Raw genomic sequence first — 22,611 nt, forward strand, 5'->3', positions numbered from 1 at the left:
TCGACCCCCGACTCCGATTCGATTTATTCGAAAATAGGCTGGGAATTCGAACATATTCTGTATGCTGAGAATACGGTCGAGAACTGTTTTCCGGCCGCGTCAAACCACCCTGAACCGTGCAGATCAGATTGGCTCGACCGGCATAACGCCAGCCCAGAACACCTGCGGTGTTCTGAACCCCCACATCGCGTCGACTGTGTCACGCCTCCCGCAGTTTGACTCAGATGATTATCCGAATCGGGCGATTTAGACTTGAATCACCCAGTAGGTATACTTGTCTACTTTTCATTCAAAGTACATACACGTATCAAGATTTTTCAAATCGAATTCAGTCCACAATGAATTCATCAGTGGAGTGACTATTGATATGAGACAAACCACGGACGGGGGTCGACCGCCATCGTTGACCACGGACTGAAGGTCGGCTTGTCTTCGTCGTAGAAGTTCTTCCACGCCATCCGAACACCCGGCGGCAGTCCGACGAGGAGGTCATTCCACGTCTCCATCTTCTCGCCCGGCGTGCCGTGCCCGTCCGCGTGGATGGCGACCGCGAGTTCACTGCGACTCGTGTCGATCCGTTCCCGTCCGATGATCATCCGCTGCTGGAACTGGTGGACGATGAACAACTTCTGCGGCAGATTGTTCGCTTTGGTGAGATCCGCGAGCCAGCCGATCACCGAGTTGACCTCATCGACCCCGACCTGGCCGATCTGCTGGAGCGGCAATTGATCGGGCGTCAGCCGCCACTCCGGATCGAGCGCGAGGCCGACGTGCGGGAGTTTGAGGAACTCCTCGAAGATCTTCGCCTGGGTGAGGAAGTCCGAGCGCCCCGGTTGAAGGTCGAGAACGACGTAGACGCCGGCTTTGCCGGCAGCTTCGACCCACGGTCGAATCTCGTCCAAGGGCACGGGCCGCGAATACGTGCCGTCCCTACCGGGACCGCCCAACGCGACCGTCGAGATAATCTCGAAGGCCGGGATCTCGTGCTCCGGCGTCAGGTCGCGGTACTGGTTCGTGAGGGCCCGAACTCGCGCGATGCTGTCGTCGATACCCTGCTCACCCAGCACACCCATCTGCGGATTCCCCGGCGTCCCATACAGCGCGACCATCCGGCGGCCCGGAAAGAGCACGGTCCCGCCACCCGGCAACTCCGGCACAGCGGGCGGCTTCGAGACCGTGGTGGTCGCACCCTTCGAGGCCGACTGCTTAGCGCCCTCCGTACCAGTAGAACCCGCACAGGCTGCGGTCAACGAGACGGTCATGAGGGCGGCGGCAAGCGTCCTGCCCGACAGAAAGAGCACGGACACACCCTAGTCACCTCGGGTGCCGGCGCGCATTGGCCGGTTCAACCAACGCGCTGTCGGGAAGCCTCTCGTAGAAGGAGGCGACAGATGGGCTATGGCCATTGGCTCCTCACCCCGGAGGAATGGGGTAACCCAGCGACGACGATTCCGGCGTACACCGAGGGAAATCATGTCGAACCGCTCGTGCATGGCGCGGCCTACTTCGACCATCTGGTGGCCGAGGTCGAAAGCCTCGAGCGCGGCGATCACCTGTTCTTCACGGACTGGCGAGGCGATCCCGACGAGCAACTGCGACCCAACGGACCCACAGTCGCGGATCTGTTCAGCGCAGCGGCCGAGCGTGGCGTCGTCGTCAAAGGCCTCGTGTGGCGCTCCCACCTCGACAAACTGCAGTTCAGCGAGGAGGAGAACCGCCACCTCGGCGAACGCATCGAAGCGGCGGGCGGCGAGGTGCTGTTGGACCAACGCGTCCGGATGTTCGGCTCACATCACCAGAAGCTCGTCGTCCTGCGTCACCCGAGCGAACCGGAGCGTGATGTCGCCTTCGCCGGCGGCATCGATCTCTGTCACGGGCGCCGCGATGACGGTCACCACCGCGGAGATCCGCAACCGCAGACGATGAACCCGAAATACGGCGAAAACCCACCCTGGCATGATGTGCAGCTTCGATTGCAGGGTCCGGTCGTCGGCGTGCTCGACACGACATTTCGGGAACGCTGGCGCGACCCCACGCCACTCGATCTGCACTCCCCGCTGGCTCTTCTGCGCGACTGGCTGGGCCATGCCGATCTGGACGCGGGCGAACTGCCTCCGGAATTGCCGTCACCACCGGCGTGCGGACCACACACGGTGCAGGTCCTGCGAACCTATCCGCGCATCCGCCACGGATTCAGCTTCGCCCCGAAAGGCGAGCACACCATCGCCCGCGCCTACGTCAAGGCAATCCGCAACGCGCGCCGATTGATCTATCTCGAGGACCAGTACTTCTGGTCCGAGGACGTGACGCGGCTCTTCGCCGACGCCCTCCGGGACAATCCTGAGCTGCATCTCGTGGCCGTCGTGCCCCGCCATCCAGACGTCGATGGCCGCATGGCGCTACCGCCCAACATGGTCGGCCGCGAAAAGGCGCTCTCGATCTGTCGCACCGCGAGTTCGGACCGGGTGCACGTCTTCGATCTCGAGAACCACGCCGGTACGCCGGTCTACGTCCACGCGAAAGTCTGTGTCATCGATGACCTTTGGGTGAGCGTCGGCAGTGACAACTTCAACCGGCGGTCGTGGTCGCACGACAGCGAACTCTCGTGCGCGGTCATCGACACCACACGCGACGACCGCCCACCGATCGACCCGGCGGCGACCGGTGCGGGTGCGCGCACGTTCGCACGCGACCTCCGGCTTCGGCTGATGCGCGAACACCTCGACCAGAGATCCGACGATGATCTCGTCGACCCGCAATCCGCCATCCAAGCGATGACCACGTCGGCACAGGCGCTCGAGACTTGGAGCCGACGCGGACGGGCAGGCGCGCGACCACCGGGCCGTTTGATGCCCCACGCGCCGGAACCGCTCGGTCGCTTCACTCGACTGTGGGCGACGCTCCTGTATCGGTACGTCTACGACCCCGACGGTCGGCCGCGGGGTGCCCGCGGCGCCGACCGCTGGTAGCCGGGTTTCGACCTACCGTCAGCTACGACGAGAACAGCATGCTCGAGAAGCTCTTCTTTCGCCCGTGGTGACCGTAGTAGCCGTGATTACCCCAGCCCGGCTGCTGGTGATATCCGGGAGGCGGTGGCGGAGCTGCGTGATGATGCTGCGAGAACTGTGCTTCGACGCTCGAAATTGCCTCCAGCTCGCCGGAATCCAGAAAGATGCCGTGGCACTGGTTGCACTGCTCGATGTGAATCCCGGCGCGATTGTAGGTCTGCATGTACCCGGGACACTTCGGGCACTTGAATTGGTTCATCGATCAGCTCCTGGCAGTCAAAAGGGACATTTCTCCCAGACTACCGATCGGCAATGCGGGCACAGGCGCCGACGAACTCCCGCTCAGCCTCCGTGAGGGATCGCTGCTCAAGATCGGCTTTGACGACCGCGCGCGCAGCGGCCTGAACAGTGAACGCCTGTGCAAACCGATCGATCTCCGACCAGCTCGAAATCGCCTGCCCACCGGCCTCGCGGTAGCTCTCTACGAGCGTTTGCCACTGCCGACCCTCGATGAGTCCGATCGCAAACCAGGCGGCCGGCCGCGCAAAGTCCCATCGGGTATCGCCGAACCCGAGATCGTCCACGTCGAGCAGCAGCCAGCCACGGCCGGGGAAGCGAGCCATCTGACCGAGATGGAAGTCACCGTGAATGATCCGGCGACTCGCCGCGCCGATCTCGAGCTCGCCGAGTTGCGATGCGGCCGAAAGGATTCCACGGCCCTCTGCAGTGGCCGAAACAGCGCTCTGAGCCAGCACCGAAATTGCCGACCGGACTCGGTCCACGGATGTTGCCGGTTTGAGATCAGCACCGATCGGGAAGGAATCGTGCAGCAATGCCAACAGCCGGCCGGCGTGCTCCCACGGCGCCTCATCCGATAGTTCCGGGTCGACCGGCTCCCCCGCGGGCCACGCCGTCAGCACGACGTCCGGCGACGACCCGGGCCAGTTCCCCAACGGTGCCGCGAAGACGTTCGACAACGAGGTACGAGCGACTTCCAGGCGCCGCTGTAGTTCCAACGGGTCGTCTGCGCGGTGCGCTTTGACGACCACATCGCCGACGCGGATGACCACGGCATCCCGGCGCCGCACCAGAACCGTGGGCGAACCCACCGCCCCCAAGGAGGCCGCACGTGCTATCAGTTGCTCGTCGATCCCGGTTGAAGCGAAGTCGTCCACAGTCAACAATTCTCGGGTTTCGACTCGGCGAAGCCGCGGAAAGGTCACAATTATGTTGTGACAGGTGTGACGTTTGGGATGAAAGGCGGTTCGTGATGGGCGAGCACGCCGACCTCGCCGGCGCGCGAATCACCTGGGGCGCGGCCACTGATGTGGGCAAAGTGCGTTCGAGCAACCAGGATGCATGGCTGGCGAGTCCTCCCGTGTTCGTCGTCGCCGACGGCATGGGCGGGCATGAGAACGGTGAGAAGGCGAGCCATGAGGCAGTCGCCGCCATGACCGAACTCGCTGGTCGCGAAGATGTCGACCCGCGCATGATCGTCGACGCCTTGCATGACGCACACTCGCGGATCAGCTCGATCGAGTCGGCGACGGACCGCCCGCCGGGCACCACGATGACCGGCGCGATCGTCACCCGGCACGAAGGCAAGCCCGCGTGGCTCGTGCTCAACATCGGCGACTCGCGGACCTACCTCTTCAACCCCGACGAGGGTCTCGCGCAGATCAGCAAGGATCATTCCGCTGTTCAGGAGTGGATCGACGCGGGCAAGATCGACGCCGCCGTCGCGCGCACGATGCCCGGACGGAACATCATCACCCGCGCTCTGATGGCGCATATGGACCCCAATCCGCAGATGTGGATCGTCCCACTGCAGGCCGGCGACCGCATCCTGATCTGCTCCGATGGCCTCACCAACGAAGTCGAAGATGAAACCATGGCGGAGGTCTTGCGCACCGTGGCCGATCCGCAGACCGCGGTCGACACGCTTGTCGAACTGGCGCTCGAGTCCGGTGGCCGCGACAACGTCACGGTGCTCATCGTGGACGGGCCCAAGGAGCTCGTCAGCGACGCGGATAGTGCCGAATAACGCCTTCTTGCACGGTAGTGGCGAACAGTTCGCCCGAATGCGAGAAGAAGTGCCCCGTCGACAGTCCACGCGAACCCGTCGCGACCGGCGACTGCGTCGAATACAGCGCCCAGTCGTCGAATCGGAACGGCCGGTGGAACCAGATCGAATGGTTCAGAGTCGCGGCCAGCACGCGGTCATGCCCCCACGACAGGCCATGCCGCGTGATGATCGAGTCCAGAATCGTCGTGTCGGAGGAGTACGCCAACAATGCCGCGTGGATCGTGGCATTGTCGGGCAGCGCTCCGTCCGCCCGCATCCAGACCCGGTTGTGTGCAAGCTGCTCCCCCGTGCCTTTCATGACCCACGCCGGTGCATTGGCGTACCGCATGTCGATCGGGCGAAGCGCACTGATGAACGTGGGGACGACGTCTTCGTAACCGACGAAGTGATCGGCGAGGGTCGGTAGAGTCTCTGGGTCTTCGACCTCGGGACGGTCGATCGAGTGCTCGAGGCCCTTCCCGGTGTCCTGGAACGCCGCGAGCATCGTGAAGACCTCGTTGTCGTCCTGGTAGCCCGTGACGACCCGATTCGCGATCGCCCGGCCGTCGCGGTGCCGGTCGACGCGATATTCGATCGGCGCCTTGACGTCACCGCCGCGAATGAAGTGCGCATTCACGCAGTGCAGCGGCCGATTCGCCCCGACTGTCCGACTGGCCGCCACAATCCCCTGCGCGATGAGCTGACCGCCGAAAGTCCGGCTCATCACCTTTTCCGGGTGGTGTCCGAGGAACGAATCCTCCGACAGCTCCTCGAGTTCCAGGAGTCCGAGCAGAGTCTCGAGGTCGCTGTTCACTGCGGTCAAACTAATGGTCCTCTTCACCGATTCGATGAACATGGATCATGTTCGTCGAACCGACGGTACCGGGCGGTGATCCCGCCACGATCACCACGACGTCACCCTTGTGGAAACGGTCGAGACCAAGCAGGGACGCGTCGACCTGACGAATCATGGCATCGGTCGTCTCGACCCACGGGACCAGAAATGTCTCGGTACCCCACGACAGTGCCAGCTGGCTCCGCACCGCCTGTGTCGGTGTGAAGGCGAGCAACGGAATGTGGCTGTGCAAACGGGAGAGCCGGCGGACGGTGTCGCCCGACTGTGTGAACGCGACGAGTGCGCGCGCGTTGAGTCGCTCGCCGATGTCGCGGGCGGCGTAGGAGATCACCCCGCGCTTGGTCCGCGGGACGTGGATCAGCGGGGGCACATGGTTCGGCGTGAATTCGACGGCTTGCGCGATCTTCGCCATCGTGCGGACGGCCTCGATCGCGTACTTGCCGACCGACGTCTCCCCCGACAGCATGACTGCGTCGGCTCCATCGAGCACGGCGTTGGCAACGTCGGACGCCTCTGCCCGCGTGGGGCGCGAGTTCTCGATCATCGATTCGAGCATCTGCGTCGCGACGATGACCGGCTTCGCGTTCTCGCGCGCAATCTGAATCGCACGCTTCTGGACGAGCGGAACCTGTTCGAGGGGGTACTCGACGCCGAGGTCGCCACGCGCGACCATGATGGCGTCGAAGGCGAGCACGACCGACTCCAGGTTGGTGACGGCCTCCGGCTTCTCGAGCTTGGCGATCACCGGCACGCGACGGCCGACACGGTCCATGACGTCGTGCACGAGTTCGACATCCGACGGCGACCGCACGAAGGACAGCGCGACGAAGTCGACACCGAGACCGAGCGCGAACTCGAGGTCTGCGATGTCCTTCTCCGATAGCGCCGGAACGGACACGTTCATGCCGGGCAGCGAAATGCCCTTGTTGTTGCTCACGCGGCCGCCTTCGACGACCTTGCAGACGACGTCGTTGCCGTCGACCCGGTCGACCGTCAGGCCGACTTTCCCGTCGTCGATGAGCAGACGGTCCCCGGGCTGGGCATCGACGGCGAGGTTCTTGTACGTCGTCGAGACGCGGTCGTGTGTGCCCTCGCAATTGTCGACCGTGATGCGTACTTCCTGGCCTTCCGCCCACAGCGTCGCGCCGGTGACGAAGCGGCCGAGACGAATTTTGGGGCCCTGGAGGTCGGCGAGAATGCCGACCGCCTTTCCGACCTCATCCGACGCCTTGCGGACGTGGTGGTACACCTTCTCGTGGTCGGCATGACTGCCATGGCTGAAGTTCAACCGGGCAACGTCCATGCCCGAAACGATCAATTCCTGGATTTTGTCCTCGGAAGCCGTTGCGGGTCCCAGCGTGCAGACGATCTTTGTTCGACGGTTCACCCGTCCAACCCTAGTTTGCGTCGTCAATCCCCCGCCGAGATCGTGCGCTTCCGAAGCCGGACGGCCAGGTGAATTTTTCCTCCGATCGGAGGATGGCGTCGTCCTCCGGCGAATCCGCCAACCGCCGGACGGAACCCAAATGACCTGAGCCTCAATGTTTCTCCAAACAAGAACGAAAACCGACCCGGAGGAACTCATGATCAGTCCGCCCACCAAACCATCCCGAGAATCCGCCCACCGCACCCGAGGCGGGCGGCCCTACCCCCGCATCATCTGGGCCACGATCGGACTCAACGTCCTCGTCGCCGGAGTGACGGTTCTGACCGCGCATACTCCCGACGGTTGGCTCGACACCGCGATTCTCATCGTGAGCATCAACATCTTCCTCGCCGGACTGGCGCGCGAGCAGTACTTCGTCAACGGCCTGTTCGCGGTCGCCTCATCCGCGCCGAAGCGATGGCCCCTCAAGGTTCGCAGCGCGATCGCCCACATCCACCACGCCATCGGCGGAGTACACGCCGGCGCTGCGGTGTCAGCGACCGCGTGGTTCGTCCTCTACGCCGCGCTGACGATCATCCGGCCGATGCCGTCGGCCGGCCCGGCGCAGCACGCCGCCATCGTGACAGTGCTGATCCTCATCAGCCTGGATCTGGTGGTGATGGTGATCCTCGCTCGACCGGTGATCCGCGAAAAGCACCACGATCTGTTCGAACACAGCCATCGCTACGGCGGCTGGCTCGCCCTCGCGCTCTTCGTGGCCCTGACTCTCCTGCACGCCGCCGCCCAGCCGGGACCGGCGTGGAAGGACATGGTGGGGTCGCCGAACACGTGGATCTTGTTGGCACTCTTGATTATCGCTGCCATCCCGTGGCTGCAGCTGCGGCGGGTGAAGGTCGAGATCCAGCGTCCATCGGACCACGTTGCGCTCGTGCGGTTTCCCGATCGTCAGGTCATGGCCGGGTCGGCGGGCAAGGTCGCCCACCATCCGCTCGGTCAATGGCACGCGTTCGCCAACGTGGTGACCGGCGACGACGGCTACCGGATCGCGGTATCCCGCGCGGGTCGGTGGACGTCCAAGTTCATCGCCGAGCCGCCGAGTCACCTGTGGGTGCGCGGCATCCCGACGACCGGCGTGGGTTCGTTGTCCCGCATGTTCACGCGGGTGGTCTGGGTGGCGACCGGCAGTGGCATCGCTCCGGTTCTGCCGCATCTGATCACCGGCCACACACCCGGTCGGCTGATCTGGGTCACGCGGAACTCGTTGCGAACCTATGGGCCCGACTTCCGCGATGAGATCCGTGCCTCCGAGCCCGGCCTCATCGAATGGGACACCGACGAGTTGGGCAAGCCGGATCTCGTCTCCCTGTCGCACGAGACGTTGAAGGAGACTGGTGCGGAAGCGGTCATCGTGATTTCGAACAAGCGCACCACGCTGCGCCTCGTCAGCGAGTTGCGGGCACGCGGAGTCCCAGCGTTCGGCCCGATATGGGACTCGTGATCACATCACGGTCAGCGGAACCTGCATCGGATGCACCGGTGCAGGTAACTCGCTGTGTCCCATGAGGTACTCATCAACGGCCGCCGCGACCGAACGTCCCTCCGCGATCGCCCACACGACCAGGGACGCTCCCCGGTGCGCGTCGCCGCACACGAACACACCAGGCGCGTCGGTCTGCCAGTCCAATCCGCACGTCAACCCGCCGCGACGACTGCGTCGAAGACCGAGGTCGGTCAACAGCGGCCCCTCCTCGGTCCCATGAAAGCCGATCGCGAAAAGCGCCAAATCACAACGCAGTTCGAATTCGTCCCCGATGGGAACGATCTCACGACGACCGTCGTCGTGCCGATGCACCTGCACCTCGGCCAGGACCATCGACCGAACTCTGCCATCCGGCCCACCGACGAATCGCTGAACCGCGACCTGAAAGCGCCGCTCCCCGCCCTCGGCATGGGCCGGCGAGGTGCGCAGCACGAGTGGCCACGACGGCCAGGGTGAGGTCGACTCGTCGCGTTCGGCCGGCGGTTCGCAGTGGTAGTCGAGCTCAACGATCGACTTCGCGCCCTGACGGTGTGCCGTGCCGAGGCAGTCGGACCCGGTGTCACCGCCGCCGATGATCACGACGTGCTTGCCGTGTGCGTTGATAGGGCTCGGGCCGTCGCCTTCGCATTCGTGGTTCGCGGGCACGAGGTAGTCCATCGCAAGGTGGATTCCGCCGAGTTCCCGCCCGCCGACATCCCGGTTGTCGCGGGCGTCGAGCGCGCCGGTCGCCAGCACGATCGCGTCGTACTGACTCCGCAACTCCCCGACGGTGATGTCGACGCCGACGTTGGACGACGTGACGAACCGGGTGCCTTCCTCGCGCATCTGAAACAGTCGGCGGTTCAGCACGTCCTTGTCCATCTTGAACGCGGGGATGCCATAACGAAGGAGGCCGCCCAAGCGGTCATCGCGCTCGTAGACGGTCACCTCGTGCCCGACGCGCGTGAGCTGTTGGGCCACTGCGAGGCCCGCTGGACCGGACCCGACCACTGCCACATGTTTGCCGCTCGACGTTTCCGGCCGGTGCACCGGGACTCCCCCGGACTCCCACGCCACATCCGCGATCGCCTGCTCGATCCGTTTGATCGTGACGCTTCCCCCGGTGTCCTCCTCGGCGATCGACAGCACGCACGCGGACTCGCAGGGCGCCGGACACAGCCGACCCGTGAACTCCGGGAAATTGTTCGTCGCGTGGAGTCTCTCGCTGGCGTCGGACCACTGGCCGCGGCGAACGAGTTCGTTCCACTCCGGGATGAGATTGCCGAGCGGGCAGCCGCTGGAACCGCTGTGGCAGAACGGAATTCCGCAATCCATGCAACGGTGGGCCTGCAGTCGAACCTCGTGATTGCGTTCGTCCGGACAGACGTCGACGTAGATTTCGTTCCAGTCGTTGATCCGCTCCGAAACCGGCCGCTTCGGTGATTCACGCTTGCGGACGTTCAGGAATCCGTGCGCGTCAGCCATGCGCGGCCTCCATGATCGCGGAGTCCACGTCCCGGCCCTCGGCCTGCGCCAGCCGGGACGCCTGCAGGACCCGCGCATAGTCCACCGGCATGATCTTGGTGAACATCTCCGCACGTCGAGTCCAGTCGGTGAGGATCGAGATGCCGACGCCGGATCCGGTCCAGCGCACATGGTGCGCGATCGTTTCGCGCAGCCATTCCGCGTCGTCGCCATCGAGCGGTTCGAGATTCACCATCGCGGTATTGACCCGCTCGACATCGAGGTCGAGGACATACGCGATACCGCCCGACATTCCCGCCGCAAAGTTTCGACCCGTGTGTCCGAGGACGACGACGCGGCCGCCTGTCATGTACTCGCAGGCGTGGTCACCGACGCCCTCGACGACCGCGGTCGCTCCCGAGTTACGGGCTGCGAAACGTTCGCCGACCCGACCGCGCAGGAACACCTCGCCCGACGTCGCGCCGTACAGGAGGGTGTTGCCGGCGATGACGTTGTCTTCGGGGACGAATGGCGCCTCGGGAACCGGTCGGATGACGATCCGCCCACCCGAAAGCCCTTTGCCCACATAGTCGTTCGCGTCACCGAGCAGATCGATCGTGATGCCCAGCGGAAGGAAGGCGCCCAGCGACTGCCCCGCGGACCCGGTGAGCGTCAATCGGATCGTGTCATCGGGAAGCCCGTTGGCCCCGAACCGTCGCGTCACCTGTGAGCCCAGCAGCGTTCCGACTGTCCGGTTGACGTTGCGGACCGGCATAGCGATCTGGACGGGGCGCGCGTCCTCCAATGCACCCTCGGCAAGTTGGATCAGGGTCTGGTCGAGTGCATGCTCCAACCCGTGATCCTGGTCGTGGACTTTCCGGCGCTCACAGTGGCCAGTGAATGCCTCGGTCACGGCGAACAGCGGCGTGAGATCGAGGCCCGCGCTCTTCCAGTTCGCGATCCCCTCCGCGGTTTCCAGAAGGTCCGCACGGCCCACCGCGTCGTCGATGCTCCGCAGTCCGAGTTCAGCGAGGTATTCGCGCACCTCCTCGGCGATGAAACGGAAGAAGTCCTCGACGAACTCCGGCTTGCCCTTGTATCGCCGGCGAAGTTCCGGGTTCTGCGTCGCGATGCCGACCGGACAGGTGTCGAGATGACAGACCCGCATCATGACGCAGCCCGCGACGATGAGTGGCGCCGTCGAGAACCCGTACTCCTCGGCGCCGAGGAGCGCCGCGACGATGACGTCCCGTCCAGTACGCAGACCGCCGTCACACTGCACCGTGATCCGGTCGCGAAGTCCGTTGAGCACCAACGTCTGCTGAGTGTCTGCGAGACCGATCTCCCACGGCGCACCCGCGTGCTTGAGCGAGGTGAGCGGTGATGCACCCGTGCCGCCGTCGTGCCCGGAAATCAAAACGACGTCGGCGTGCGCCTTCGACACTCCGGCCGCCACGGTTCCGACCCCGACCGACGCGACGAGCTTCACGTGGATTCGGGCCTGGTCGTTCGCGTTCTTGAGATCGTGGATCAGCTGCGCGAGGTCCTCGATCGAGTAGATGTCGTGGTGCGGCGGCGGACTGATGAGACCGACTCCCGGCGTCGAATGCCGGGTCGCCGCGATGTTCGGGTAGACCTTGAACGCCGGCAACTGCCCGCCCTCGCCCGGTTTGGCGCCCTGCGCCATCTTGATCTGAATATCCGACGCGTTGACCAGGTAGTCGCTCGTCACGCCGAATCGACCGCTGGCGACCTGCTTCACGGCGCTGCGGCGCAACGGGTCGTACAGGCGATCGGTGTCTTCGCCGCCCTCACCGGTATTCGACCGGCCGCCAAGACGATTCATAGCGATCGCCATCGTCTCGTGGGCCTCGGCCGAGATCGAGCCATAGCTCATCGCGCCCGTGTTGAAGCGCTTGACGATCGACTCCACCGATTCGACCTCGTCGATCGGAACCGGAGTCGTCGGCGTGAAGCTGAAGAGCCCGCGCAACGTACCGCCGGCCGCCGACAACCGGTTGACCTCGCTCGAATACTGCCGGAACACGTCGAAGCGTCGCGTGCGGGTCGCGTGCTGGAGCAGGAATACCGTTTCCGGGGTGAAGAGGTGCAGTTCCCCTTCGCGTCGGTACTGGTACTCGCCACCGACATCGAGTCCTCGATGGAGCCGCGCCTGGGGGTTCTCCGGATAGGCAGTCATGTGGCGCTGCCGGACTTCGCGGGCGATCACTGCGAGATCGGCGCCGCCGATCTGACTGGCGGTGCCGGTGAAGTAGTCATCGACGAGTCCCCGGTCGAGTCCGATCGCCTCGAAAGCCTGCGCCATCGTGTAGGAAGCGACGGTCGAGATACCCATCTTCGACATCACCTTCAGCACACCCTTGCCGAGCGCCTGAAGATAATTGCGCACCGCCATCGACTTCTCGATCCCGGTCAGACTTCCCGAGTCAATGAGATCCTCGATCGATTCCATGGCCAGGTACGGATTGACCGCGGCCGCCCCGAAGCCGATGAGAATCGCCGCGTGGTGCACTTCGCGCGCATCGCCCGACTCGACGACCAGCGCGACTTTCGTGCGTTCCTTGGTCCGGACGAGGTGGTTGTGCACCGCCGAGACAGCAAGCAACGACGGAATCGGTGCCATGCGTTGGTTGCTGTTGCGATCAGAGATGACGAGCACGTGATAACCCTTGGCGATGGCCAGACTCGCAGCCTCGCGCAACTCGGTGAGCGCGATCGCCAGCCCCGGGGCGTCCCGGTTCACTTCGTAGAGCGCGTGGAGAACGGTCGCGGACAGACCGGGATGATCGCCGTCGTCGTTGATGTGCACGATCTTGGCGAGCTGGGCGTTGCACAGGATCGGTGTCTGCACGACGATCTGGCGACACGACGTGGGAGTCGGCTCCAGCAGATTCTGTTCCGGACCCATCGAGCGGCGGAGCGACGTCACGATCTCCTCGCGGATCGCATCGAGAGGTGGGTTGGTCACCTGGGCGAACAGCTCGACGAAGTAGTCGAAGAGCAAGCGCGGACGGGCCGACATCGCGGCGATCGGAGTGTCGGTCCCCATCGAGCCGAGCGGCTCGCCACCCGACGCAGCCATGGGCGCGAGAAGCGTTTGCAGGTCCTCGTTGGTGTAGCCAAACGCCTGCTGGAGCTGGACGAACGACTCGTGATCCTGCCGGAAGATGGGGCGGTCCGGCAGGGTGTCGATCTTGACCTTGTTCGCATGCAACCAGTCGTCGTACGGCTCGGCGCTCGCGAGCCGGTCCTTGATCTCCGAGTCCGGAACGATGCGCTGGGCCTCGGTGTCGACGAGGAACATGCGCCCAGGCTGCAGCCGCCCTTTGGCCACGACCATCGATTGGTCGATCGGCAGTACCCCGGCTTCGCTCGCGAAGATCACGCGGTCGTCGGCGGTCCGCCACCAGCGTGCGGGGCGCAGTCCGTTGCGGTCGAGCACGGCGCCGACCAGTGTGCCGTCGGTGAAGGTCACGCACGCCGGCCCATCCCACGGCTCCATCAGCGACGAGTGGTACTGATAGAACGCGATCCGAGGACGCGGGAGCTGATTGTTCTCCCAGGCTTCCGGAATCATCATGAGCACCGCGTGTGGGAGGCTGCGCCCGCCCAAGTGGAGCAATTCGAGGACTTCGTCGAACGACGCCGAGTCCGAGGCTTCCGGCGAACAGATCGGGAACAGGCGTTTTAGATCGCCGGGAATCAGGTCGCTCGCGAGCATCGCCTCGCGCGCCCGCATGCGGTTCCGGTTTCCCTTGATGGTGTTGATCTCCCCGTTGTGCGCGACGAACCGGAATGGATGTGCAAGCGGCCAGGACGGGAAGGTATTGGTCGAAAATCGGCTGTGGACGATGGCGATTGCGCTACGACATCGCTCGTCCCGAAGGTCCGGGAAGAACTTCGGCAACTGCTGTGTCGTCAGCATTCCCTTGTAAGCGATCGTCCGGCTCGACAGCGACGCGAAATAGACCGTCGTCCCGTCGTCCTGCGACTGCTCGGCTCGTTTACGGAGCGGATAGACCGCGCGATCGAGATCGATTCCCGTCCGCCCGGCGGAACTCACGAAGAGCTGTGCCATATAGGGCATGCAGGCTCGGGCGCTGTCCCCGATCGCGGCGCTGTCGGGATCGACCGGGACCTCGCGCCAGCCCAGGACAGTGAGGTTCTCCTCGCCCGCGAGCCGCTCGATACGCGCCATTGCCCGAGCGCGCTGCTCGTGGTCGATCGGCAGGAAACACGTACCGGCCGCATAGGCGTTCACCGTCGGGAGTTCGAAATCGACCGTCGCGGCAAACAGTTCGACGGGCAGCTGAATGAGAATGCCCGCGCCATCGCCGCTGTTCGGATCGGCACCCTTGGCGCCGCGATGTTCGAGGTTCGCGAGCGCAAGCAGCGCGTCTGCTACGAGCTGGTGGGTGCGCCGGCCTCGAACATCCGCCATCATGGCCACACCGCATGAGTCGGACTCATGCTGCGGGTCGTAAAGACCTTGCCGCGGTGGCATATTCGAGAAAAGCACCCGTATACCTCCACTTCGGGCCGCTCCCGCCCCGGACCACGATCCAACCCCCGCTGAATCGATGCCCAGAGCCGTAACGGCCCGTGTGTCGCAGTCTGGCCCATACCTTCGCAAGTGGTGCCAAACGGCTTATGCAGAGTTTAACAGCGCCGATTAACCCTGCAATCAGGGGATTTTCGCGGATACCCGCTCGACGTGATCTCTAATCCCGGCGGGTGTTTCTAGACATACAGACCGGTGAACGGTGCGAACGGCAGATTCCGGATGACGGCCCATATGGCGATCGCAGCGATGAGAAGGCCCGGCGCCCCGCGGAGTTCGAACCACTGCCGCACGCGGACGTTCTGCACCCGCCCGTAGGTCCACGCAAAGTAGCTGACGGTGAGAAGTCCGAGGATCACCAACGCGAGCGCGTTGTATCGAACCGCGGCTCCGAAGTCGAGGTGCGCGACCGAATACAGCATCCGCAGGGTGCCACAACCCGGGCAGTCGAAACCGAACAAGAGCTTCGTCGGGCAAACGGGCAGGACACCGCCCGGTACGGTCGGGTTCGCCACGGACACTGCCCCCAGAACAGCGACGGCTCCGGCGGCAACTGCCGCCGGAGCCGTCAAAGCTCGGAGCCGAGCGTTCATGCTGCCTTGCTCAGTAGGTCGCGGCATTCATCGCCGCACCGATGGCCACCACCCAGAAGATGATCCCGCCCACGAAAAGCACTGCGGTGACGACGAGCGAAACGATGCCCATCGTCTTCGCCGTGCGGGCCGAGTCCAGCGCCTGCTGCGTCTGGCCGGCGGCCCACTCGCCGCTGACCTGCGATGCCTTGACGATCGAGATGATGCCGAAGATCGCGCCGATCAGCGTGCAACTGAGGACGGCGATGACGGTGCCGATGATGCCGAGCACCATGTGGTTCTCCGGCGGCGGACCATACGGAGATCCGTATGGTCCGCCGTAAGGCGCTCCATACTGCTGTCCGTAGGCCGGCTGACCATACTGCGGCGCACCGTACGGCTGGCCGTACTGCTGCTGACCGTACCCCTGTCCGTACGACGGCTGAGCGCCGTAGGACGGCTGCGTCCCATACGACGGCTGACCGTACGAAGGCTGTCCGTACTGCTGGCCGTAGTCGCTCGTCGGCGGCTGGGCCGGGTAGCCCTGCGGGTCACTGGCCGGCGTGCTCGTGGTCGGCTGCTCAGCGGCCGCCGGTGCACCGGCAGGCTTGTCGAACGACCACTCGGGTCCCGGCGACGGCTGCGACCACGGGTCGTTCGACCAGGTCGGCTCCGTGCCATCGGAACCCGGCTTGTTGGGGTCAGTCACTTCTTCTTCTCTCGTCCAAATCGGCTCAGCAGGCTGCGAGCCTTCGAAAGCGGCGATTCGGACGTTTCCCCCTCACCGCTGGATGCCTCAGCTGTATCGATAACGGTGGTCGTCGTCGTTACTTCCGAGGTGGGTTCCAGCGGCGGAGCAGCTGTTTCGGCGCTGGTCGCGGCCTGCTCCTCAAGTGTGGCCGATTCGCGGCGGGCGTGCCGACCTCCCCGCGGAGAAAGATCACTCTTCGGTTCGGTTTCGCCGCCGTCGGCGATCAGTGCAGACAGTGCGGTCGACGCCGAGTCCACGGTCTGGCCCTTGAGCGATTCCGGGTCCTCCTTGCCCTTCGGCGCCAGCACGAAGTAGGCAACGGCACCGACGAACAGGATCGCGGCGGTGTAGGTGTTGATGCGAAGTCCGAACAGGTGCGTGGCCGGGTCGTTGCGGAGCAACTCGACGCCGAAGCGACCGACGCAATAGCCCGCGACGTACAGCGCGAACAGGCGTCCGTGGCCGATCCGGAACTTCTTGTCGACGAAGACGAGAAGACCCACGATCAGCAGGTTCCACAACATCTCGTAGAGGAACGTCGGGTGCACGATGATCGGGTCCGACATGCTCGTCGCTACACCGTTCAGGTTGTCCGGCTGACCGGTGATGCTGTTGACGCGCTCGTAGATCTCCAGACCCCACGGCACGGTCGTCTCGCGGCCGTAGAGCTCCTGGTTGAAGTAGTTTCCGAGGCGGCCGATCGCCTGCGCGAGCAGCACTGCCGGGGCAAGGCTGTCGGCGACGGCAGCCAGCGGGACGCCCTTCCGTCGGCAGCCGATCCACGCGCCGACGCCACCGAGTGCCACTGCACCCCAGATTCCGAGGCCGCCCTCCCACACCTTGAAGGCGTTGAGCGGATGGCCGCCGGCCCCGAAGTACGTCGTGAAGTCGGTCATCACGTGGTACAGGCGACCGCCGACGAGACCGAAGGGAATGACCCACAGCGCGAGGTCGGTGATGAACCCGGGCTCACCGCCGCGCTCGATGAAACGACGCTCACCCCACCAGATCGCGACGAAGATGCCGACGATGATGAAGAAGGCGTACGCCCGCAAGGGAATCGGACCCAACATCCAGACGCCCTGAGGTGGGCTCGGAATGTAGGCAAGCACAGTAGCCGTGTTTGTCACGAACCCACCGTAGCGGACCGGACTCCTTCAGCGAGTTCAGCAGTCAGGCGGCGCACCGAGTCGAGTCCCTGAGAAGTGGCGGTCACCAGCGCCGAACCGACGATGACTGCGTCCGCATAGCGTGCGATTTCGGCCGCCTGCGCACCGGATCGCACACCGAGGCCAACGCCGATCGGCATGTCGGAATGCGCCCGGACCCGCTGGCAGATCTCCGGCGCGGCCGAGGAGACGTTGTCGCGCGCACCCGTCACACCCATGACCGATGAGGCATAGACAAATCCGCGGGTCGCCTCGAGCGTCAGTGCGATGCGCTCTTCCGTCGAGGACGGCGCGACCAGGAAGATGCGGTCGAGGTTGTGGGCGTCCGAGGCCGCCATCCACTCGCCGGCTTCCTCCGGAATGAGGTTCGGAGTGATGAGGCCCAGGCCGCCCGCGGCGTTGAGGTCGCGCGCGAAGCGGTCGACGCCGTACTGCAGAACCGGGTTCCAGTACGTCATGACGACGGCGTTGCCGCCGGCTTTCGCGATCGCCTCGACGACCTTGAACACGTCCTTGAGCCGGACGCCGTTCGCGAGCGCCTGCTCTGCGGCCGCCTGAATCGTCGGGCCGTCCATGACCGGGTCGCTGTAGGCGACGCCGACCTCGATGATGTCGCAACCGGCTTCGACCATTGCGATGCACGCCTCGATCGATCCGTCGACCGTCGGGTAGCCGGCCGGCAGGTATCCGACCAAGGCGGCACGCTTCTCCTCGCGGCACTTCGCGAAGAGCGGGCCGAGTCGCGAGTCCAGCGTGTTGGTCACTTGCTCTCCTCTGGCGAGTCGTCGAACAGGCCGAACCAACGGCCGGCGGTGTCCATGTCCTTGTCACCGCGACCGGAGATGTTCACGATGATGATCGAATCCGGGCCGAGCTCCTGACCGAGCTTGAGCGCACCCGCGACCGCGTGCGCCGACTCGATCGCCGGAATGATGCCCTCGCGACGGCTCAGCAGTCGTAGCGCATCCATCGCCTCGGCATCGGTGATCGGTTCGTAGCGGGCACGCCCGGTGTCTTTGAGGTAGGCATGCTCAGGGCCGACGCCCGGATAGTCCAGACCAGCCGAGATCGAGTGCGATTCGATGGTCTGACCGTCTTCGTCCTGCAGCAGGTACGAGTACGCACCCTGGAAGGCGCCCGGTGTACCACCGGTGAAGGTCGCCGCGTGCCGTCCCGTCTCCACGCCGTCACCCGCCGCTTCGTAGCCGACGAGCTTGACCGACGGGTCGTCGATGAACGCGTGGAAGATGCCGATCGCGTTCGAACCGCCGCCGACGCATGCCGTGACGGCATCGGGCAGACGACCGGTCAGCGCGAGGCACTGCGCGCGCGCCTCGAGACCGATCACACGCTGCAGGTCGCGAACCATGAGCGGGAACGGGTGCGGACCGGCGGCCGTACCGAAGCAGTAATACGTGTTGTGCGCATTGGTGACCCAGTCGCGGAGAGCTTCGTTGATCGCATCCTTGAGCGTGCGCGATCCGGACTTCACCGCGATGACCTCGGCGCCAAGCAACCGCATGCGGGCGACGTTGAGCGCTTGGCGAGAGGTGTCGACCTCGCCCATGTAGATGATGCACTCGAGGTCGAGCAACGCGCAGGCGGTCGCCGTCGCGACCCCGTGCTGGCCGGCACCGGTCTCGGCGATGACGCGCGTCTTGCCCATGCGCTTGGCGAGCAGGGCCTGCCCCAGCACGTTGTTGATCTTGTGCGATCCCGTGTGGTTGAGGTCTTCGCGCTTGAGAAGCAGGCGCGCGCCACCGGCAAATTCGCTCATTCGCGTCGCCTCGTAGAGCGGCGAGGGACGACCGGTGTAGTCGCGCTGGAGACGGTCGAGTTCGTCGAGGAACGTGCGGTCGTTGCGGACCTTCTCGTATTCCGAGGTGACTTCCTCGATGACCGCCATCAGTGCTTCCGGCACATGCCGTCCGCCATACACGCCGAAGTGGCCACCCATGTCAGGCTCGTGAGCGCTGTGGTGGGCGATCCCCTCGCTCGCCTTCGGCAGTCCGCTCCCCTTCTCGTCAAGGGTGTTGGGCACGATCGGATCTCCTCCAAGTCAACGTCGGCGGCACATCGATCTGGTCGAAGCGCCGCCTGTGTTTGATTGCGACGAAGCGCCGCCGCTGTCTATCTGCCGTCGCTAGCGCGCCGGCTTTGGGCACGAAGGGTGTGCACCCGCCGTGACCAACTCAGCTACTGCAGCACGCGGATCGCCGCTTGTCACCAGACTTTCGCCGACGAGGACCGCATCTGCTCCTGCTCCAGCGTAAGCCAGCAGGTCAGCAGTGCCGCGAATGCCCGACTCGGCGATCTTGATGACCGACGACGGCAGGCCCGGGGCGATCCGGGCAAAGACGTCCGGGTCGATGTCGAGCGTCTTGAGGTTACGGGCGTTCACGCCGATGACCTTGGCGCCAGCCTGCAGCGCCCGGTCCGCTTCCTCCTCGGTGTGGACCTCGACGAGCGCGGTCATGCCGAGCGATTCGGTGCGGTCCAGCAGAGACGCCAGAGCGTCCTGTTCGAGTGCGGCGACGATGAGCAGAATGACGTCTGCACCGTGAGCGCGGGCTTCGTGGATCTGGTACGGCCCGACGATGAAGTCCTTACGCAGGATCGGGACGTTCACCGCGGCACGCACCGCATCGAGGTCGTCCAGCGAACCGTTGAACCGGCGCTTCTCGGTCAGAACGCTGATGACGCGCGCGCCACCGGCTTCATAGGCCATCGCCAACTCGGCCGGGCTCGGAATGTCGGCCAAGGCACCCTTGGAGGGGCTGGCCCGCTTCACCTCGGCGATGACACTGATGCCTTCACCACTCAGTACTGCGAACGCATCGCGGGGCGCCGGTGCCGCCGCCGCAGCCGCTTTGATCGCACTGAAGTCGATCATCGCTTCGCGGGCCGCCACGTCAGCGCGAACGCCCTCGAGGATCGAATCGAGAACGGTGCTCATCGTGGGCCACGTCCTTTCTCGGGTGGATTTCGATCAGAGTAATCGTCGTCACGCGATTGCCCGACATCGGGTGCCTCGCCGTTTGCTGAATCCGCAGTCGGGTCGTCACCGGCGTCGAGAGCAGCCCAGATCGAGCGCTGCGAGTGGACATCGTCGTCGTACTCAGCGGAACGGTCGAAGCGGCTGGAGAGCCCGGCGTTCGGGTCGGGCTTGCGGGCCAGTAGAGCCCCGGCGACGAATATCGCGAGCGCTGCACCGAACGCCACGTAACCCGCCGGCGGCATCCAGTGGACGGCCGTGACCTGGGCGCGAGCCGGAAGATCCGCAATGCGCGCCGCGCGATCGGTCGACGAGCGCCCCATCAGGAGCACAATCGCCGGCACCGAGGCCCCGGCACCCACGAGCGCAAGGAGGCACCCGAGAATGCGACGGGACCAGCCGTTGAGCGCCAGCGCCGCACCGATCGCGGCCAGCAGAACAACCGCGAGAACCGTTGGCGCGGCAGCCCATTGGTTTCCGTCAAGAAGCTTGGTGTGTGCACCACCGAGGCCGTCCGCGATGTCGAGTTCGACCCACGTCATCCGAGACGCGATCCAGGTCGCGATCGCCGCACCACCCAACAGGACGATGGGAATCCGTTGGTAGCGCGGTGGGGCGGGCTCGGTGCTCATTGCGAGTTCGCCTCGAAGGCACGCAGCGTCGTCGCGGCGGCAACGGCCCGCAGGACCGCCATCGCCTTGTTCACACACTCGGTGTCCTCGTACTGCGGCTTGGAGTCGGCAACGACACCCGCGCCCGCCTGAATGAACGCCTTCTTGTCCTTCAGCAACGCCGTGCGAATGGTGATTGCGGTGTCGGCGTCGCCGGCGAAGTCGAGGTAGCCGACAATGCCGCCGTAGATCCCGCGCCGGGTCGGCTCGAGTTCGTCGATGAGTTCCATGGCGCGAACCTTCGGCGCTCCGGACAGCGTTCCCGCCGGGAAACAGGCCGTCAGGGCATCGACAGCGCGCTTACCGGCCGCAAGCCGACCGGTGACGGTCGAAACCAGGTGCATGACGTGGCTGTAGCGCTCGACGCGGCGGTAGTTGCTCACCTTGACCGTGCCCGGCTCGCACACACGCCCCAGGTCGTTGCGGCCGAGGTCGACGAGCATCAGGTGCTCGGCGTTCTCCTTCTCGTCGGCAAGCAAGTCCTTCTCGAGGAGTTCGTCGTCCTCGAGGCTCGCTCCACGCCAGCGTGTGCCCGCGATCGGGTGAGTCGTGGCGACGCCCTCGTGCACCGTGACGAGCGACTCCGGGCTCGATCCGACGATCGAGAACGCGGTGCCACCGTCGAGGCCGGGGATCTGAAGCAGGTACATGTACGGACTCGGGTTCGAGGCGCGAAGCATGCGATAGACGTCGATCGGGTCGCCGGTGTAATCCATCGTGAAGCGCTGCGACAGCACGACCTGGAACGCCTCGCCCGCCTCGATCTCCTCGACCAAGCGCTTGACGCCCGCACCGAATTCCTCGCTCGTGCGCTGACGCACGAAGTCCGGGGCCGGCTTGTCGAAAGTGGAGACGGTCGACGGCGCGGGAGCGGCGAGAGCGGCGGTCATGCGGTCCAGGCGCGCGACCGCGTCGGCATACGCCGCGTCGACGCCTTCGTCGGTGCCGTTCCAGTTGACGGCGTTGGCGATGAGCGTGATCGCGCCTTCGTGGTGGTCAAACGCGGCGAGGTCGGTCGCGAGAAGCATGACCATCTCGGGAATCTGCAGGTCATCGACCGCGTGCGACGGCAGGCGCTCGATGCGGCGCACCGCGTCGTAGCCCATGTAGCCGACCAATCCGCCGGTCAGCGGGGGCAGTCCGTGCATGCGCTCGGTCTGCAGGAGTTCAAGCGTGCGCTTGAGCGCTTCGAGCGGATTGCCACCGCTGGGCGCATCGGCGGGAACCGTGCCGATCCAGGCCGCTTCGCCGTCGACGACCGTCAGAGCCGACGGACTGCCCGCCCCGATGAACGACCACCTCGACCACGAACGCCCGTTCTCGGCAGACTCGAAGAGGAACGTTCCGGGCCCGCCGCCGGCGAGCTTTCGGTACGCCGACAGCGGAGACTCGGAGTCCGCGAGCACTTTCCGCGTGATGGGCACGACGCGGTGCAGCGCGGCGAGTTCACGGAACTGCTCGAGCGTCGTCGTCGAAGAGGGGCTGGTTGCCGTCGCTGGTCCGGGCATAAAGACCATTGTGGCAGCCGGGGCGCAATGCTTCCCGCCGGGCACCGTTCGGCGTGGCGAACAA

General features: G+C 65.1%; 18 protein-coding genes. 3 read left to right on the forward strand and 15 right to left on the reverse strand.

Annotated features, from left to right (window positions below; translation table 11 throughout):
• Positions 1–359: 359 nt before the first annotated feature.
• On the reverse strand, positions 360–1,307 hold the full coding sequence (locus tag F600_RS0110790) for a hypothetical protein (RefSeq protein WP_018160627.1): 948 nt from the start codon (positions 1,305–1,307) through the stop codon (positions 360–362).
• Between the two features lie 84 nt (positions 1,308–1,391).
• On the opposite strand from F600_RS0110790, the gene F600_RS0110795 reads away from it, so the two are divergent.
• Complete coding sequence (locus F600_RS0110795) at positions 1,392–2,969, forward strand: phospholipase D family protein (protein WP_018160628.1); 1,578 nt, start codon at positions 1,392–1,394, stop codon at positions 2,967–2,969.
• Between the two features lie 22 nt (positions 2,970–2,991).
• Here the strand turns inward: F600_RS0110795 and F600_RS0110800 are convergent, their stop codons facing one another.
• Together F600_RS0110800 and F600_RS27745 are read right to left on the reverse strand one after the other, a co-directional pair.
• Positions 2,992–3,267 carry a TFIIB-type zinc ribbon-containing protein gene (locus tag F600_RS0110800; protein ID WP_018160629.1) on the reverse strand — a complete coding sequence of 92 codons (276 nt, stop codon included), beginning with the start codon at positions 3,265–3,267 and terminating at the stop codon, positions 2,992–2,994.
• Between the two features lie 40 nt (positions 3,268–3,307).
• A complete protein-coding gene (locus F600_RS27745; protein WP_018160630.1) occupies positions 3,308–4,183 on the reverse strand; it encodes an aminoglycoside phosphotransferase/kinase family protein in 876 nt (291 codons plus the stop codon).
• Between the two features lie 95 nt (positions 4,184–4,278).
• On the opposite strand from F600_RS27745, the gene F600_RS27750 reads away from it, so the two are divergent.
• A complete protein-coding gene (locus F600_RS27750) occupies positions 4,279–5,052 on the forward strand; it encodes a PP2C family protein-serine/threonine phosphatase (protein ID WP_018160631.1) in 774 nt (257 codons plus the stop codon).
• Here the strand turns inward: F600_RS27750 and F600_RS0110815 are convergent.
• On the reverse strand, positions 5,027–5,929 hold the full coding sequence (locus tag F600_RS0110815; RefSeq protein ID WP_051090793.1) for an acyl-CoA thioesterase: 903 nt from the start codon (positions 5,927–5,929) through the stop codon (positions 5,027–5,029). The genes F600_RS27750 and F600_RS0110815 overlap by 26 nt on opposite strands.
• On the reverse strand, positions 5,898–7,316 hold the full coding sequence (gene pyk / locus F600_RS0110820; protein WP_018160633.1) for a pyruvate kinase: 1,419 nt from the start codon (positions 7,314–7,316) through the stop codon (positions 5,898–5,900). Before pyk ends, F600_RS0110815 begins: the two co-directional genes overlap by 32 nt.
• Positions 7,317–7,512: 196 nt before the next feature.
• On the opposite strand from pyk, the gene F600_RS27755 reads away from it, so the two are divergent.
• Complete coding sequence (locus F600_RS27755; RefSeq protein WP_018160634.1) at positions 7,513–8,814, forward strand: ferredoxin reductase domain-containing protein; 1,302 nt, start codon at positions 7,513–7,515, stop codon at positions 8,812–8,814.
• Here F600_RS27755 and F600_RS0110830 read toward each other — a convergent pair whose 3' ends face one another.
• The 10 genes from F600_RS0110830 to F600_RS0110875 all read right to left on the reverse strand — a co-directional run bounded on the left by F600_RS0110830 (position 8,815) and on the right by F600_RS0110875 (position 22,547).
• A complete protein-coding gene (locus F600_RS0110830) occupies positions 8,815–10,320 on the reverse strand; it encodes a glutamate synthase subunit beta (RefSeq protein ID WP_018160635.1) in 1,506 nt (501 codons plus the stop codon).
• Positions 10,313–14,839, reverse strand: coding sequence for a glutamate synthase large subunit (gene gltB, locus F600_RS0110835; RefSeq protein ID WP_026306410.1), 4,527 nt, complete (start codon positions 14,837–14,839; stop codon positions 10,313–10,315). The genes F600_RS0110830 and gltB overlap by 8 nt, the downstream gene beginning before the upstream one ends.
• Before the next feature lie 221 nt (positions 14,840–15,060).
• Positions 15,061–15,474, reverse strand: a complete 414-nt coding sequence (locus F600_RS0110840; RefSeq protein WP_018160637.1) for a DUF2752 domain-containing protein — start codon at positions 15,472–15,474, stop codon at positions 15,061–15,063.
• Positions 15,475–15,484: 10 nt separating this feature from the next.
• Positions 15,485–16,162 carry a CD225/dispanin family protein gene (locus F600_RS27760; protein WP_018160638.1) on the reverse strand — a complete coding sequence of 226 codons (678 nt, stop codon included), beginning with the start codon at positions 16,160–16,162 and terminating at the stop codon, positions 15,485–15,487.
• Positions 16,159–17,334, reverse strand: coding sequence for a prolipoprotein diacylglyceryl transferase (lgt, locus tag F600_RS27765; protein ID WP_081628803.1), 1,176 nt, complete (start codon positions 17,332–17,334; stop codon positions 16,159–16,161). Before lgt ends, F600_RS27760 begins: the two co-directional genes overlap by 4 nt.
• Positions 17,331–18,137, reverse strand: a complete 807-nt coding sequence (trpA, locus tag F600_RS0110855; RefSeq protein ID WP_018160640.1) for a tryptophan synthase subunit alpha — start codon at positions 18,135–18,137, stop codon at positions 17,331–17,333. Before trpA ends, lgt begins: the two co-directional genes overlap by 4 nt.
• Entirely contained in the window at positions 18,134–19,414 is a 1,281-nt protein-coding gene (trpB, locus tag F600_RS0110860; RefSeq protein WP_018160641.1) for a tryptophan synthase subunit beta, read from the reverse strand. Before trpB ends, trpA begins: the two co-directional genes overlap by 4 nt.
• 102 nt (positions 19,415–19,516) lie before the next feature.
• Positions 19,517–20,329, reverse strand: coding sequence for an indole-3-glycerol phosphate synthase TrpC (trpC, locus tag F600_RS0110865; protein ID WP_018160642.1), 813 nt, complete (start codon positions 20,327–20,329; stop codon positions 19,517–19,519).
• Complete coding sequence (locus F600_RS27770; RefSeq protein WP_018160643.1) at positions 20,326–21,000, reverse strand: TIGR02234 family membrane protein; 675 nt, start codon at positions 20,998–21,000, stop codon at positions 20,326–20,328. Before F600_RS27770 ends, trpC begins: the two co-directional genes overlap by 4 nt.
• Positions 20,997–22,547 (reverse strand): anthranilate synthase component I, encoded by a 1,551-nt coding sequence (locus tag F600_RS0110875; RefSeq protein WP_018160644.1) that lies wholly within the window; start codon positions 22,545–22,547, stop codon positions 20,997–20,999. The genes F600_RS27770 and F600_RS0110875 overlap by 4 nt, the downstream gene beginning before the upstream one ends.
• Positions 22,548–22,611 lie beyond the last annotated feature (64 nt).

The organism is Smaragdicoccus niigatensis DSM 44881 = NBRC 103563, from assembly GCF_000380645.1.
In the GTDB taxonomy this organism is placed as follows: domain Bacteria; phylum Actinomycetota; class Actinomycetes; order Mycobacteriales; family Mycobacteriaceae; genus Smaragdicoccus; species Smaragdicoccus niigatensis.

Coding starts and splice junctions, on each gene's coding strand:
- F600_RS0110795 (WP_018160628.1), top strand. CDS start 1,392: ATGGGCTATGGCCATTGGCTCCTCACCCCGGAGGAATGGGGTAACCCA.
- F600_RS0110800 (WP_018160629.1), bottom strand. CDS start 3,267: ATGAACCAATTCAAGTGCCCGAAGTGTCCCGGGTACATGCAGACCTAC.
- F600_RS27750 (WP_018160631.1), top strand. CDS start 4,279: ATGGGCGAGCACGCCGACCTCGCCGGCGCGCGAATCACCTGGGGCGCG.
- F600_RS0110815 (WP_051090793.1), bottom strand. CDS start 5,929: ATGTTCATCGAATCGGTGAAGAGGACCATTAGTTTGACCGCAGTGAAC.
- F600_RS27755 (WP_018160634.1), top strand. CDS start 7,513: ATGATCAGTCCGCCCACCAAACCATCCCGAGAATCCGCCCACCGCACC.
- F600_RS0110830 (WP_018160635.1), bottom strand. CDS start 10,320: ATGGCTGACGCGCACGGATTCCTGAACGTCCGCAAGCGTGAATCACCG.
- F600_RS0110840 (WP_018160637.1), bottom strand. CDS start 15,474: ATGAACGCTCGGCTCCGAGCTTTGACGGCTCCGGCGGCAGTTGCCGCC.
- trpC (WP_018160642.1), bottom strand. CDS start 20,329: ATGAGCACCGTTCTCGATTCGATCCTCGAGGGCGTTCGCGCTGACGTG.
- F600_RS27770 (WP_018160643.1), bottom strand. CDS start 21,000: ATGAGCACCGAGCCCGCCCCACCGCGCTACCAACGGATTCCCATCGTC.
- F600_RS0110875 (WP_018160644.1), bottom strand. CDS start 22,547: ATGCCCGGACCAGCGACGGCAACCAGCCCCTCTTCGACGACGACGCTC.